Source organism: Crossiella cryophila (assembly GCF_014204915.1).
In the GTDB taxonomy this organism is placed as follows: domain Bacteria; phylum Actinomycetota; class Actinomycetes; order Mycobacteriales; family Pseudonocardiaceae; genus Crossiella; species Crossiella cryophila.
Map to the genome: position 1 here is coordinate 3,607,559 of NZ_JACHMH010000001.1, position 14,505 is coordinate 3,622,063.

Genomic DNA, 14,505 nt, shown 5'->3' on the forward strand with positions numbered 1-14,505 from the left:
ACACCCGGCGTCCCCGTTCCATGCGATCATCGCGGTATGGCGCGGATCCTGTGCATCGGACGTGGCGGCGACCTGACCCCTGCGGACTGGGCGGTGATCGGCCCGGCCGACCGCGCCACCCGGCAAACCCTGCGCGACCGCGGCATCCGGACCTTCCTGGACCTCGGCCCGATCACCGACCGCGCCGACCTGGTCGAGCAGGCCGACCGCCTCACCGGCCTGATGACCGAACTCGCGCCCGACGGCATCGCCCTGCACCTGGCGCACACCGAACTGGACGCGGAGGTCGCCGCGAACATCCAGTCCGCCGCCGAGACCGCCAACCCCGCGGTGGAAATGCTGTTGATCTGCACCCGGGAACCGGATTTCGCCGAACTGGACGAGTTCGCCGACCACTACGTCATCCCCGCCGCGGACGCCCGCACCCGTGCCCGCACCACCCGCACCGTGCTCACCGTCACCCCCGGCACGGCCAAGCAGGTCGACGGCGTCTACGTCCCGCACTAGGGCCTGCCCTACCTGACATTGGGGAGCTGTCCGGGTGGGCCGGCGGTCACCTAGTTCCTAACCTCGTGAGCACCGGCGACCGAGCGGCGCCGGTCCGTCCACTTCAGACACGAGGTAGTTGATGAAACGCGTGACCGCACTGCTGATCGCCGCCGTGGCGGGAGCCGGGCTGCTCACCGGAACGGCCACCGCCGCACAGCGCGTGGACTGGAAAGCCTGCGGTGACAAGGATCTGGACGCGGCGGGCGCCCAGTGCGCCGAGGTCGCCGTGCCACTGGACTACCGCCAGCCGCGCGGCCGCGCCATCACCGTGGCGATCTCCCGGCTCAAGGCCACCGACCCCGGGCAGCGGCGCGGGATCATGCTCTCCAACCCGGGCGGCCCCGGCGGTCCAGGACTCGGCCTGATGCTGGAAGTGCGGGCGAGGATGAGCCCGGACGTGCAGGCCCGCTACGACCTGATCGGCATGGACCCACGCGGCATCGGCCGCTCCACCCCGGTGAACTGCGACTGGCCGGTCGGCAACATGCTGCGCTCGGCCGGTCTGGACCGCGCCGCCTTCGAGCGCAACGCTCGTCTGGAGGCCGAGCTGGCCCGCCGGTGCGCGGACACCCAGGGCGAGACCATCCGGCACATCACCACCCGCAACACCGCCAGGGACATGGACCTCATCCGCGCCGCCCTGGGCGAGCCGAAGATCAGCTACCTCGGTTACTCCTACGGCACCTACCTGGGTTCGGTGTACACCCAGCTGTTCCCGCACCGCAGCGACCGGATCGTGCTGGACAGCGCGGTCGACTCCAAGCGCTACCCCGGCGAGATGATCCAGGACATGGGCCCGGCGAACGAACAGGCCCTGGACGACTGGGCGAACTGGGCCGCCGGGCAGCACGCCGAGTACCGCCTGGGCCGCACCGGAAAGCAGGTGCGGGCACTGGTCGAGGACCTCATCCGGCAGGCCGCTCGGCAGCCGATCCGGATCGGCGACTTCCGGGTGGACGAGCACGTGCTGCCGATGGTCCTGTTCGACGGCCTGGCCGACGTCCGCGAGAACGCCGAGTTCGCCGGCAGCATCCGGCAGCTCGCCGACGCGGCCGCTGGCAAGACCGTGCGGCCGAACCAGGCCCTGGAAAGGGTGCTGGGCATGCACTACCTCAAGTACCCGCAGGCCCAGCAGTCCGGGATGGCCGCGCTCATGTGCGGGGACGCGTCCTCGCGGCGGAACCCGGAGCGGTACTGGCGGGACATCCAGCGCAGCCGGACGCGGCAGCCGGTCTTCGGCCCGATGGCCAACAACCTCAACGCCTGCGCGTTCTGGGCGCCACCGGTCGAGCCGCCGGTGATCGTGCGCAACCCGGTGCCCGCGTTGATCGTGCAGGCCACCGGGGACACCCGCACCGTCTACGACAGCGGCGTCGACCTGCACCGCGCCATGTCCGGCTCCCGGCTGGTCACCCTCCAGGACGTCCGGACGCACAGCGTCTTCGGCTTCTACCCCAATACCTGCGTTGAGAACGCGGTGAACACCTACCTGCGCGACGGCCTGCTCCCCGGCCGCGATCTCACCTGCCGCGGCGACTGAACCGCACGCCCAGCGCCACGAAGATCAGGCCGGAGACCAAGGCGTACCAGGCGAGCAGGGTCCACAGTGAGGCCTGTTCGGTGGACACGTTCATCACCAGTACACCGACCACAATGGACAGTGTGCCGCTGATCGCGAAGCCGATCCGGCAGTAGAGGTCCTTGACCCGCACCGCGACCAGCGCCTGCCCGATGCCGTTGATGATCGGCCACCCGGCGCTGACGATCACCACGCCGAACAGCGAGATGAGCGGGGTGATGGCGAAACTCGCCGCGGTGAGGGTGATACCGGCCAGCAGCAGGAAACCGGGCAGCGCGAACAAGACCCGGTCCAGCGCGGGCGCCTCCTTGCCGCCGAAGGCGAACAGCAGCGCGAACACGCCCTCGGCCAGCAGGTAGGCGATCAGCACCGCGAACTGCACCACCCAGTCGGCATCCTCGGGCCAGGCGAAGAAGGCGAGCAGGGCGAACACGATCGCGACCGAGCCGCGGATGGTCATCAGCCGGTGACGGCCGCGCAGGAGTTCCAGCACCCGTCCATGATCGCGCCTGCGCTCGCCCTGTCGTGCACTGGGTTTGTTGCGCACGGCAACATCGCTGGTAGCGGGCTTGCGAGTGGCCCCATTTGGCGGGTTGCGCCGAACTGGAGTTGGCCCTTACGGTGCTGACCATTCGCAAATAAATAGGGAGGTTTCTTTACTGTTAACCTTTCGTTCACCCTCGTCGATGCCGGCACCCTGCCGCCGCCACGCGCCGGTTGTCGTCGACACCGCTCGTCGAGGAGATCAACACCGCCATGAAAATACGTGTCCTTCCCGCGTTACTCGTCGCGGTCGCGGTCGCCGCCGCGACCACCCCGCTACTGACCGCCAGCGCCGCCGCTGACACCCTGCTCTCGCTCAACAAACCCACCACCACCTCCTCCACCGAGGCCGCCGAGTTCGACGGCGGCAAGGCCGTCGACGGGGACACCAGCACCCGCTGGGCCAGCGTCGAGGGCGTCGACCCCCAGTGGCTCGCGGTCGACCTCGGTGGACCGGCCACCGTGAACCGGGTCAGCATCACCTGGGAAACCGCTTTCGCCCAGGACTACCAGGTGCAGGCCTCAGCCGACGGTCGCACCTGGACCACCATCCGCGCCGTCACCGGCTCCGACGGTGGGGTGGACGAGCTGACCTCGTTGAACACCAGCACCAGGCACATCAGGGTGAACGGCACCCGCCGGGCCACCAGCTACGGCTACTCGATCTTCGAGCTGTCGGTCTACGGGACCCGCACCGGTTCCGGCGACATCGAGCCGCCCAGCACCCCGACCGGGCTGATCTCGCCTTCGTCCACAACGGACACCGTCAACCTCACCTGGAATCCCTCCTCGGACAACGTCGGGGTGACCGGCTACGAGGTGCTGCGTGGCGGCAACCTGATCGGCTCCGCGCCGGGCACCTCCTTCACCGACACCGGACTGGCCTCCGGGTCCGCCTTCACCTACGTGGTCCGGGCCAGGGACGCGGCCGGCAACATCTCCGGTGAGAGCGCACCGCTCAACGCCAGCACCAAGCCCGGCACGCCGGGTGGCCAGGTGGTGGTCGCGGTCGGTGACATCGTGCCGGTCTGCGCCGGATCCAGTTGCGCCAGCACCAAAACCGCGAAACTGGTCGAGCAGATCAAGCCCGCGCTGATCGTGACCGCCGGCGACAACCAGTACAACAGCGGCACGATCCAGGAGTTCCGCCAGTACTACGAACCCACCTGGGGCAAGTTCAAGGGCATCACCAAACCGAGCCCTGGCAACCACGAGTACGACGACCCAGCTGGCAAGGGCAAGGGCTATCGGGAGTACTTCGGGGCCACCGCGTCGCCGCTGGGCGGTGGAAAGATGTACTACAGCCACGATTTCGGCGACTTCCACTTCGTCGCGCTGGACTCCATGGCGCAGAAGGCCAACGACAAGGCCCAGCTCGACTGGTTGCGCGCCGACCTGGCCAAGAACCAGAAGCGCTGCGTCATCGCCTACTGGCACCACGCCCGGTTCAACTCGGGCCACTACGGCGACAACACGGCCATGGCCCCACTGTGGAAGGAACTGGTGAAGGCCAAGGCGGATCTGGTGCTCTCCGGCCACGACCACCACTACGAGCGACTGAAGCCGTTGAACGAGGCGGGCAAGGTCGATGAGGCCAACGGGGTCCGCTCGGCGATCGTGGGCACCGGTGGCGACTCCATCTACAACCAGCCGCACGTGCCGAGGGCCGGGATGGAGTCCTACATCAAGAAGCACGGGGTGATGAAGCTGATCCTGAACGGCCCGAGCTTCTCCTGGGAGTTCGTCAGCATCGACAACCAGTTGCTGGACAAGGCCGGTCCGTTCACCTGTCGCTGAGGGGGTAGCACCCGATGTACCTCGCCACCACCCGGTCCGCTGACACCCCTCGCCGCGAACGTGGCGGTGCTCGGCGGGCGGTAGCCGGAAATGTGCTCGCACTGGGTATGGTCAGCCTGATCACGGACATCTCCGCCGAGATGGTGACGGCTGTCCTGCCGCTGTACCTGGTGCTGGGACTGGGATTCAGCCCGTTGCAGTTCGGGTTGCTGGACGGGCTGTATTCCGCGGTCACCGCGATCGTACGGGTCCTCGGGGGGCACCTCGCGGACCGGTGGCAACGCCGGAAACTGGTGGCGGGGCTTGGTTACGGCATGTCGGCCGTGGCCAAGCTGGGGCTCATCGCGGCGGGAGGTTCGGCCGCCGCGATGGGCCTCGTCCTCGCCGTCGATCGCACGGGCAAAGGATTGCGCACCGCGCCAAGGGATGCGTTGATCTCACTGTCCACACCGGAGGATCAACAGGGCAGGGCCTTCGGCATCCATCGGGCGATGGACACCGTCGGCGCGTTCCTCGGTCCGCTGACCGCGTTCCTGTTGCTGGGCTTCGTCGCAGGCGGCTACGACACGGTGTTCTTCGTCAGCTTCTGCTTCGCCACCCTGGGCGTGCTGGTCTTCGGCCTGTTCGTGCGGGACCAGCGCGGACCGGCCACCACCGAACGGATCCCGCTGCGCGCCTCGTTCAACCTGTTGCGCGGCAAGCGGTTCCGCAAGATTGTCGGCTGGGCCACCCTGCTCGGCCTGGTCACCGTCGGCGACTCGTTCCTGTACCTGTTGCTGCAGAAGCGGTTGGAGCTGGAACCCGCCTACATCGCGATGCTGCCGCTGGGCACCGCCGGGGTATACCTGTTGCTGGCCATGCCTTTCGGCAAGCTGGCGGACAGGATCGGCCGCTGGCAGGTCTTCATCGGCGGGCACGTGTTGCTGCTGCTGGCCTACGCGCTGGTGGCCGGCCTGGCCGACGGGATCGTGCTGCTCTTCGGCGCGTTGCTGGCACACGGCATGTTCTACGCCGCCACCGACGGGGTGCTGATGGCCGCGGTCGCGCCACTGCTGCCCGAGGACCAGCGGACCAGTGGCATGGCCGTGCTGCAGACCGCGCAGGCGGTGGCGAAGTTGTTGTCCGCGGTGGCCTTCGGCGCCGCGTGGACCTGGTGGGGCCTCTACCCCGCGGTGCTCGTCGCCTGCGGCGCGCTCGCGATCGTGGTGGCAGGCGCGATGTTCCGGTTGCGGGAGGCACGATGAGCACGCGGTTGCGGATGTTGCTGGCGGCACTGGCCGCGGTGGTGCTGGGCTCGGCCGCCATCCTCTACACCATGCATGCCAGGGCCACCGCGCCCGACCGGCAGCCCGGTGTGAACCTGGCCGTGGACCCGGCGCCGTTGCGACTGGGTGAACCCGGACGGCTGGTGTTCCGCAACACCGCGCCCGGCCCGCACTTCGGCGTGATCGCCTCGGTGTCGCTGGCCGATCCCGGCGGACCGCGGCGGGTCAGCCAGCTGCGCTGCGAGCGGTTCTCCACCGCGGCGGGCCGCGGGCTGTGCGTGGCCGTGGAGCCCGCGCCGACCCCGCGGGCGGTGGTGCTGCTGCTCGACGATCAGCTCCGTGAGCTGAAGCGGATCCAGATCATCGGCACCATCAGCCGGGCCCGGCTGTCCGCGGACGGCGAGATCGCCGCCTGGACCACCTTCGTCACCGGCGACGCCTACAACTCGGCCAGCTTCTCCACCCGCACCGGCATCTACAACCACCGCGAGGACCGGCTGCAGACCAACATCGAGGAGATCCCGCTGCACCTGGGCGGTCAGCTGCACATGGCCGAGGACGTCAACTTCTGGGGAGTCAGCTTCACTCCGGACAACGAGACCTTCTACGCCACCGTGTCCACCGGCGGCCGCACCCACCTGGTCCGCGCCGCCTACCAGGACTGGCAGGCCGAGACCCTGCGGGAGAACGTGGAATGCCCCTCGCTGTCCCCGGACGGCAAACGGATCGCATTCAAGAAACGCATCGCCTCCGACGGCGCCCGGCCGTGGCGGATCCACGTGCTGGACCTGGCCACCATGACCGAGACCGCCATCGCCGAACCAGCCGGCATCGACGACCAGGTGGCCTGGCTGGACGAGAAAACGCTGGTCTACGGCCTGCCGGGGGAGGAGGTGTGGACCGCGGCGGCCGACGGCAGCGGCACCAGCCGGAAGCTGGTGTCCTGGGCCTCCTCGCCGTCCGGTCCGGGGACGCGCTGAGTGGCGCGGGGTATCGTCGGCGGTCGTGTCGAGTCCGCAACTGCTGGCCACCAGCGACCTCCACTGTGACCGTGCCGCCAACCGCGAGGTGGTGGCCGCCATCCGGCCCGAGTCCGACCAGGACTGGTTGATCGTCGCCGGGGATGTGAGTGACACGGTCGCGGACGTCGACTGGGCGCTGCGCACCCTGCGGGAGCGCTTCGCCAAGCTGATCTGGGTGCCCGGCAACCACGAGCTGTGGACGGTGCCCAAGGACGAGGTGCAGCTGCGCGGCGAGGCCAGGTACCGGCACCTGGTCGAGCTGTGCCGCAGCCTGGACGTGGTCACCCCGGAGGACGAGTTCCCGGTCTGGCACGGCGAGCAGGAGGACCTGGTCATCGCGCCGCTGTTCCTGCTCTACGACTACTCCATCGGCCGCCGCCCCGGCGAGACCAAGGACCAGGCACTGGCCAGGGCCAGGGAGGCGGGCGTGGTCGGCACCGACGAGGTGCTGCTGCACCACGACCCCTACCCCAGCCGCGACGCCTGGTGCCACGCCCGCGTCGAGTACTCCCAGAAACGCCTGGACGCCATCCCAGCCGACCGGCGCACCGTCCTGGTCAACCACTTCCCACTGCACCCCGGCCCGACCAAACGCCTGCACTACCAGGACTTCGCCCTCTGGTGCGGCACCACCCTGACCGAGGACTGGCACCTGCGCTACCGCGCCGCCGTTGTCGTCTCCGGCCACCTGCACATCCCGCTCACCGACAAGTTCGACGGCGTCCGGTTCGAGGAGGTCTCCCTCGGCTACCCCCGCGAATGGCAACCCCGCAAAACCCGCCGCCCCCTGCTCCGCCCCGTCCTGATCGACTCCGAACCCCAGCACCCCCTCCCGTCGTGATCGAGGAACTCCTCCCCGAAGGCGTCCGCGCCGCCGAGATCCACGGCGACGACCCCACCGCCTACCTGCTCCCCGAGGAAACCGCCGCCGTCGAACGAGCGGTAGAACGCCGCCGCAAGCAGTACACCCAGGCCCGCACCTGCGCCCGCCGCGCCCTGTCCGCCCTGGGCCTGCCGGAACAACCGATCCTGCGTGGAGCGAAGCGCGAACCGTTGTGGCCCAACGGAGTCGTCGGCAGCATCACGCACTGTGAGGGCTACTGCGCGGCCGCGGTGGCCGACCGGACAACCATCCGTTCGGTAGGGATCGACGCGGAGGTGCACGACGTGCTGCCGGCCGGGGTGCAGCGGCTGGTGGCGGTGCCCGCCGAGCAGGAGTGGCTGGCGAGCGCGGGGGAGGAGCTGCACTGGGACCGGGTGCTGTTCAGCGCCAAGGAGTCGGTGTACAAGGCGTGGTTCCCGATCACGGGGGCTTGGCTGGGGTTCCAGGACGCGGAGTTGAGCTTTGACCGGGTGGGTGGGTTCCGGGCGAGGGTGCTGATCGAGCCGCCGGTGGTGCGGGGGCGGCTGGTGGATGGGTTCGAGGGGCGGTATCTGGTGCGGGATGGGTTGGTGCTGACCTCGGTGGTCGTGCCGGAGTAGCCACGATCGGAGGAAATCGTACACATAAGAGCCCTTCATGTGTACAATTTCCTCCGTGGGTACCCGGGCCATGGAGGAGCGAACGGCGATGCCCTCGCCGTTCACCTACACCGACGCCCGGAACCAGGGCATGTCGGACCGCCGCCTCTACGCGTTGCGTGATTCCGGCGCGATCGAGTCGATCGGACGAGGTCTGTTCCGCTGGGCGGACGACGAACTCACCGACCCCGACCTGCTGGAGATCAACTCACGGGCGCCGGAAGCGACCCTGTGCCTGACCGCCGCCCTGGCCCGGCACGGACTGACCGACCAGATCCCGGCCACGATCGACATCGCGCTGCCCCGGGGCCGCCGCCGGCCCCAGGTCCGCGCTCCGGTCTCCTGGCACCTGTTCGCCCCCGGCACCTTCCAGATCGGCCGGGAGCGGCTGGCCCTGGACGAGACCAACGGCATCGGCATCTACAACGCGGAACGCTGCATCCTCGACGCCTTCCGGCTCCGCAGGTGGGAAGGGCCCGAGTTAGGCAACGAGGCGCTCCGGCGATGGCTCCGGCGACCAGGTACCCAGCCCTCGTCGCTGCTGCGCATGGCCCGAGAGTTCCCCCGTACCGAGACTGCCCTGCGACACGCGCTTGAGGTTCTGCTGTGACACCGGCTCGACCCACCCGATCCACGAAATCCGGCTCCAGCTACCTCGACCTGCAGAACCTGGCCTGTCGGACCAAGACGACGGACTGGTCTTCGACGTCGACTCGGCGACCGCGGCGACGATCCGGGACGAGGACGACTGAGGTGCTGGCGGGCTTCGCCGATCCCTGTCTGGCCGACCGGGTCGGCGGGAAGACGTGGCTGGCGGCCGAGGGACACTGGACCTGAGTAGTACGCCCCAGGTTGGGCTGCCCCGAGGCCAGATCAGGGAGATCACCGGATGGCCGCCTCCCGCCCCGTCCCTACCCTCGGTGATCACCAGGCGCGGATCCGCGCGCCCACGAGGAGGTCACTGATGCGCACCCACCCGGCCCTACTGGCCACCAGCGTGGCCCTGGTCGCCGGTCTGCTCACGGCCGGCGCCGCGCCCGCGGCGGCCCAGGACCGGCCGGAGATCCGCCAGGTCATGCAGGAACTGCTCTCCCAGGGTGCGGTCGGGGTCCAGGTGCGGGTGCACGACGGGCGTGGGGACTGGACGGGGAGTGCGGGCACGACCCGGCTCGGGGGGCGGACGCCGGTGCGGACGGACGCGCGGTTCCGGGCGGGCAGCATCACCAAGACCTTCGTGGCCACCGTGCTGCTCCAGCTCGTCGACGAGGGGCGGATCGGGCTGGACGACCCGGTCACCCGGCACCTGCCGCGGTTCGGGCTGGACCGGCGGATCACCGTGCGCATGGTGCTCCAGCACACCAGCGGCCTGTTCAGCCACACCGGCGAGTTCCGCCCGGACGGCACCATGGACCACCCGATCCCGTTGGAGGGCCGGAACTTCGCCGCCAACCGGTTCCGCGGCTACTCGCCGGACGAGCTGGTGCGGGCCGCGCTGACCCGGCCGCCGCGGTTCGAGCCGGGGGCGGACTGGTCCTACTCCAACACCAACTACATCCTGGTCGGGCTGCTCATCGAGAAGGTGACCGGCACGCCCTACGCCACCCAGGTCAACCGCCGGATCATCGAGCCGCTGAACCTGCGCGCCACCAGCCTGCCGGGCACCAGGGCGCTCATCCCCGGGCCGCACGCGCAGGGCTACTACTCCTACCGGGACGGCGCGGGGGTGGCCACCGAGAACGCCACCGTGCTCAACCCGTCCTGGGCACACGCCGCCGGGGAGATCATCAGCACCACCGCGGACCTGGACACCTTCCTGGCCGCGCTGCACGGCGGGGCGCTGCTCGCGCCGCACCTGCTGGCCGAGATGCGCAAGCTCGTGCGCAAGGGCAACGGCGGTTATGGACTGGGCGTGGCCGCCTCGAACCCCGCGCCGGGCTGTGAGGTCTTCTTCGGTCACAGCGGCGGCATCCACGGCTACAACTCGCACCTGTACGGCAACGCCGACGGCAGCAAACGCATCCAGATCTCGATCAACACCGCCGGCGGCGACCTGGACTCCGGCGACGTGGTGCCGCCCACGACCGAGCCGACCGCGTTCAAGGCGATCAAGGCCGTCTTCTGCGCGAAGTCCTGAGGCGAGTACCGGCCGGCGCGCCCACCGCGCCGGCCGGTCGCCGGGATCAGCCGACCGCGATCAGGTCCACCACGAAGATCAGCGTCTCGCCCGGCTTGATGTCCGAGCCCGCGCCCCGGTTGCCGTAACCCAGGTGCGCCGGGATGACCAGCTGGCGGCGGCCGCCGACCTTCATGCCCTTCACGCCCATGTCCCAGCCCTTGATGACCCGGCCCCCGCCCAGCGGGAAGGAGAAGGTGTCGCCGCGGTCCCAGCTGGCGTCGAACTGCCGGCCGGTGCTGTGCGACACGCCCACGTAGTGCACGGTCACCTCCTGACCCACCACGGCCTCCGGACCGTCGCCGACCTCCAGGTCGGTGATGTCCAGGTAGTCCGGCGACGGGCCGTCGGGCACGGTGACGGTGGGCTTGGTCTTGCCCATGGGGTGTCCTCCTCGTATGGCTAAGCAGCCCGCCGACCCTAACTGAACGGCTCTGAACGCCTGTGGAAGCCACCAGCCGGACGGCCGGGGCGGCGGACCGCCGCGCGCCGGAGGATCTCCGGGTATGGCTGATCTGATCGTCATCGGGTCCGGACCCGCCGGGTACACCGCCGCGGTGTACGCCGCGCGGGCGCAACTGCGGCCGGTCGTCTTCGAGGGCACCGGCTACGGCGGGGCGCTGATGACCACCACCGAGGTGGAGAACTACCCCGGCTTCAAGGACGGCATCCTCGGCCCGGACCTGATGGAGCAGATGCGCGCCCAGGCCGAGCGCTTCGGCGCCGAGCTGCGGACCGAGGACGTCGAGGCCGTCGACCTGACCGGGGAGATCAAGTCGGTCACCGCCAACGGCGTCACGCACCAGGCCAGGGCGGTGGTGCTGGCCATGGGCGCGGCCGCCCGGTACCTGGACGTGCCGGGGGAGCGGCGGCTGCTCGGGCACGGCGTGTCCGCCTGCGCCACCTGCGACGGGTTCTTCTTCCGGGACCAGGACATCGCGGTGGTCGGCGGCGGCGACTCGGCCATGGAGGAGGCGATCTTCCTGACCCGGTTCGCCCGCACGGTCACCGTGATCCACCGCCGCCAGGACTTCCGCGCCTCCCGGATCATGCTGGAGCGGGCCAGGGCCAACGACAAGATCCGCTGGCTGCTGGACACCAGGGTGCAGGAGGTGCTCGGCGCCCAGACCGTGCAGGGCGTGCGGGTGCGGCACACCGGGACCGGCGCGGAGTCGGTGCTGCCGGTGACCGGGTTCTTCGTGGCCATCGGGCACGAACCGCGTTCCGCGCTGGTGCGCGGGCAGGTGGAGGTCGACGTGGACGGGTACGTGCGGGTGGACGCACCGGGCACCGCGACCAATCTGGACGGGGTCTTCGCCGCAGGGGACCTGGTCGACCACAGCTACCGGCAGGCCATCACCGCCGCCGGATCCGGCTGTGCGGCCGCCATGGACGCCGAGCGCTGGCTGGTCAGCTGATTTTCACTTAGCCCCTGGTCAGCCTTGCTTTAGCGAGAGCGGTCCTGGATTCTCGTCGCACCATGACCGCGACCTTCCACGAGACGCTGCACCTGGCCATCACGCACAGCGGGCTCAGCCTGGAGAGCATCCAGCGCAGGCTGATGGACCGGAAGATCGCGGTCAGCCTGGCCAGCCTCAGCTACTGGCGGCGCGGCCGCACCCGGCCGGAACGCCGCACCTCGCTGGCCGCGGTGACCGCCCTGGAGGAGATCCTCGCGCTGCCCAGCGGGTCGTTGCGCAGGCTGCTCGGCAAGGCCCCGCAGCCGCCCGGTCAGGAATGGGCGATGCGGTCCAGCTCCTTCGAGGAGAAGCTGGAGTGGAAGCTGGCCACCGCCGAGCTGCGCGCGGAGACCAACAACGCCCTCGCCGTGATCAGCGTGGAGATCGACGTGCACCTCGGCCCGGACCGGCAGCAGGTCCGGATGGTCAACCGGCGGCTGCTGATGTCGCTGGCCGACGGCATCAACCGGTACGTCACCCGCTACGCCGCCGAACCCGGCGAGGAGCTGCCGGTGCTCGGCGCGGTGCACGGCGCGACCACCGGCGAGCAGCTCCGCGACCTCTCCCGCCAGGTCAACAGCGCCGAGCTGTGCTTCGACCACCCGCTGCCCGCCGGGGAGACCCTGCACCTGGAGTGGACCTGGGAGTTCCCGCTCGGCCTTGGCACCAGCTCGGTCAGCCGCACCGTGCTCAGCGGCGGCGCCCGCACCCTGGGCTACCGGCTGTTCTTCCACCCCGACGCCATCCCGCCGCGCTGCCACCGCACCTGGCGGCCCGCGCTGGCGGTGCCGGAGGAACGGGTGGCCGAACTGCGCGTCGGGCCCCGCGGCAGCACCCACTACCTGCTCGCCGACGCCTCCGCGGGCTGGCACGGCGTGGTCTGGGACTGGGCGTGAGCGCCGACCCCCGGCAGGACTCGGCCCTGCACCAGGCGCTGTCCACCGGACCGTTCCACCTGGCCTTCCGGCTGGCCATCCGGCGCAGCGGCCTTGGCATCGAGGGCGTCAGCCGCCGCCTGCACGCCAGGGGACTGCCGGTGAGCACCTCCAGCCTCAGTTACTGGCAGCGCGGCAACCGGCGGCCCGAACGCGAGGAGTCGCTCAACGCGGTGCGCGCGGTGGAGGAGCTGGCCGGGCTGCCCGCGGACTCGCTGGTCGCGCTGCTGGGCCCGCGCCGACCGCGCGGTAGGTGGCTGGACCGGGTGCACGGACGGCCCAAGGTCGAGCACAGCCTGGAACTCAGCGCGCCAGCGCGTCTACCGGAGATAGACACCGGTCGGGCGAACGCCCAGCTCCGCCAGCTCAAGCACGACTGGCTGTGCCTGGTGGACGCCCGGCGGCACGAGGTCGAGCACCGGGTCCGGCAGGTGTTCCAGGCACTGGAGGACGGGGTGGACCGGTTCGTGGCCTTCCAGGCCGTGCCGCCCGGCGCTGTGCCGCCGACCTACCGGGCGGTCAGCGACTGCCGGATCGGCCGCCGGACGCACGACCCGGAGTCCGGGCTGTTCGCGGTGGAGATCGTCTTCGACCACGTGCTGCGGGCCAGGGAGACCTACGCGATCGAGACCGTGCAGCTGCCCGCGCCCGGCCAGGCGGACGGGTTCATCCAGTACGGCTGCCGGGCCGAGGTCCGCGACCTGCTGCTGCGGGTGCGCTTCGACCGCGCGGAACTGCCGGTGCGCTGCCACCGGTATCGCAGCCGCCTGGGGGCCGGGGATCGGGAGGTCTTCGGGGAGATCACGCCAGGTCCGAGCGGGGCGGCGCACCACGCGGTGCTCGATGCCCAGCCCGGCATCTACGGGCTGGCCTGGTCGTGGGACGGGTGAATCCGTTCGAAGCAACCTTTTGTGGCCCTGCGGCGACCTAAACTGCGACGGTCCCGCCGCCTACGTGGGCCGCTCGCGATCGGAGCCGCCGCAGTGATGTCCTTCCCCCCACCGTCCACAGTGGACACCACGCCGTTCCCGTTCGCCGCCGAGGATCCGGACCGCCTTGGCATGGTGAGCGTGGACGTCGACGTCACCGTCGGCGTGCACCGGGAGTGGCGGGAGGTCGCGCACCACCGGTTCGTGCTGGCCAAGGCCGACGGCGTTGGCAGCTACGTCACCGGGCACCGCGGCCCGGCAGGCGAGCGCCACCAGCCCGAGTTCGAGGCGCTGCTGGGCGGCGAACTGGGCCGTCAGCACCGCGACCACCGCGCCACCTACGCCGAACTGGTGCTGGACCAGCCGCTGCGCCGGGGCGAGGCGCAGGTGCTGGAGTGGCGCTGGCTCTTCGCCGACTGCACCCGCACCGCGCACCGCTACCGCGGCCACCTGCGGCACGGGGTGGACTCGCTGGGCGCCCGGCTCACCTTCCATCCGGACGCGCTGCCGGTGCGGGTGGTGCACAGCTGGCAACCCGACAGCGCGGCCGAGCCGGTGCCGGTGCACACGGTCGAGGTCGACCGCACCGGCCTGGTCGAACTGCTCATCCAGGAACCCCGCCCTGGCTGGCACAGCTTCCAGTGGGACTGGGAATAAATTCCGTCCGTCTGGAATGTGCCTTTCCAAGAAATCAATACCTCTTGTGGGGGTCACCCGAATGGGTAACCTCGA

At 70.2% G+C, this 14,505-nt stretch carries 15 protein-coding genes; 13 read left to right on the top strand and 2 right to left on the bottom strand.

The window, feature by feature from the left end; translation table 11 throughout:
- The first annotated feature begins 36 nt into the window (after positions 1 to 36).
- Both HNR67_RS16300 and HNR67_RS16305 read left to right on the top strand, forming a co-directional pair.
- Entirely contained in the window at positions 37 to 507 is a 471-nt protein-coding gene (locus HNR67_RS16300; RefSeq protein ID WP_185003029.1) for a hypothetical protein, read from the top strand.
- Positions 508 to 628: 121 nt separating this feature from the next.
- Positions 629 to 2,089: an alpha/beta hydrolase gene (locus HNR67_RS16305; protein WP_185003031.1), complete on the top strand. Its 1,461-nt coding sequence runs from the start codon at positions 629 to 631 to the stop codon at positions 2,087 to 2,089.
- Here HNR67_RS16305 and HNR67_RS16310 read toward each other — a convergent pair.
- Positions 2,070 to 2,621, bottom strand: a complete 552-nt coding sequence (locus HNR67_RS16310; protein ID WP_185003032.1) for a DUF308 domain-containing protein — start codon at positions 2,619 to 2,621, stop codon at positions 2,070 to 2,072. The two genes, HNR67_RS16305 and HNR67_RS16310, sit on opposite strands and share 20 nt — an antisense overlap.
- A gap of 263 nt (positions 2,622 to 2,884) precedes the next feature.
- Here HNR67_RS16310 and HNR67_RS16315 point away from each other — a divergent pair, with 263 nt between their 5' ends.
- The 7 genes from HNR67_RS16315 (at position 2,885) to HNR67_RS16345 (ending at position 10,410) form a co-directional block, all read left to right on the top strand.
- Positions 2,885 to 4,468 carry a discoidin domain-containing protein gene (locus HNR67_RS16315; protein WP_185003034.1) on the top strand — a complete coding sequence of 528 codons (1,584 nt, stop codon included), beginning with the start codon at positions 2,885 to 2,887 and terminating at the stop codon, positions 4,466 to 4,468.
- Between the two features lie 14 nt (positions 4,469 to 4,482).
- Positions 4,483 to 5,712: an MFS transporter gene (locus HNR67_RS16320; RefSeq protein WP_185003035.1), complete on the top strand. Its 1,230-nt coding sequence runs from the start codon at positions 4,483 to 4,485 to the stop codon at positions 5,710 to 5,712.
- Positions 5,709 to 6,713, top strand: coding sequence for a TolB-like translocation protein (locus HNR67_RS16325; RefSeq protein ID WP_185003037.1), 1,005 nt, complete (start codon positions 5,709 to 5,711; stop codon positions 6,711 to 6,713). Before HNR67_RS16320 ends, HNR67_RS16325 begins: the two co-directional genes overlap by 4 nt.
- A 25-nt stretch (positions 6,714 to 6,738) precedes the next feature.
- Positions 6,739 to 7,596: a metallophosphoesterase family protein gene (locus tag HNR67_RS16330; RefSeq protein ID WP_185003038.1), complete on the top strand. Its 858-nt coding sequence runs from the start codon at positions 6,739 to 6,741 to the stop codon at positions 7,594 to 7,596.
- The gene (locus tag HNR67_RS16335) at positions 7,593 to 8,237 is read left to right on the top strand and encodes a 4'-phosphopantetheinyl transferase family protein (protein ID WP_185003040.1); all 645 of its coding nucleotides are present in this window, start codon (positions 7,593 to 7,595) and stop codon (positions 8,235 to 8,237) included. Before HNR67_RS16330 ends, HNR67_RS16335 begins: the two co-directional genes overlap by 4 nt.
- Before the next feature lie 55 nt (positions 8,238 to 8,292).
- On the top strand, positions 8,293 to 8,886 hold the full coding sequence (locus tag HNR67_RS16340; protein ID WP_221489925.1) for a type IV toxin-antitoxin system AbiEi family antitoxin domain-containing protein: 594 nt from the start codon (positions 8,293 to 8,295) through the stop codon (positions 8,884 to 8,886).
- A gap of 354 nt (positions 8,887 to 9,240) precedes the next feature.
- Positions 9,241 to 10,410 carry a serine hydrolase domain-containing protein gene (locus HNR67_RS16345; RefSeq protein ID WP_185003041.1) on the top strand — a complete coding sequence of 390 codons (1,170 nt, stop codon included), beginning with the start codon at positions 9,241 to 9,243 and terminating at the stop codon, positions 10,408 to 10,410.
- A gap of 46 nt (positions 10,411 to 10,456) precedes the next feature.
- On the opposite strand, the gene HNR67_RS16350 is transcribed toward HNR67_RS16345, so the two are convergent.
- On the bottom strand, positions 10,457 to 10,831 hold the full coding sequence (locus HNR67_RS16350; protein ID WP_185003043.1) for an FKBP-type peptidyl-prolyl cis-trans isomerase: 375 nt from the start codon (positions 10,829 to 10,831) through the stop codon (positions 10,457 to 10,459).
- Between the two features lie 124 nt (positions 10,832 to 10,955).
- Between HNR67_RS16350 and trxB the strand changes: the two genes are divergently transcribed.
- From trxB to HNR67_RS16370, 4 genes are all read left to right on the top strand, one after another.
- Complete coding sequence (trxB, locus tag HNR67_RS16355; RefSeq protein ID WP_185003045.1) at positions 10,956 to 11,867, top strand: thioredoxin-disulfide reductase; 912 nt, start codon at positions 10,956 to 10,958, stop codon at positions 11,865 to 11,867.
- Positions 11,868 to 11,929: 62 nt separating this feature from the next.
- Positions 11,930 to 12,805 (top strand): hypothetical protein, encoded by an 876-nt coding sequence (locus HNR67_RS16360; protein WP_185003046.1) that lies wholly within the window; start codon positions 11,930 to 11,932, stop codon positions 12,803 to 12,805.
- A complete protein-coding gene (locus HNR67_RS16365) occupies positions 12,802 to 13,734 on the top strand; it encodes a hypothetical protein (protein WP_185003048.1) in 933 nt (310 codons plus the stop codon). The genes HNR67_RS16360 and HNR67_RS16365 overlap by 4 nt, the downstream gene beginning before the upstream one ends.
- A 96-nt stretch (positions 13,735 to 13,830) precedes the next feature.
- Positions 13,831 to 14,430, top strand: a complete 600-nt coding sequence (locus HNR67_RS16370; protein WP_185003049.1) for a hypothetical protein — start codon at positions 13,831 to 13,833, stop codon at positions 14,428 to 14,430.
- Positions 14,431 to 14,505 lie beyond the last annotated feature (75 nt).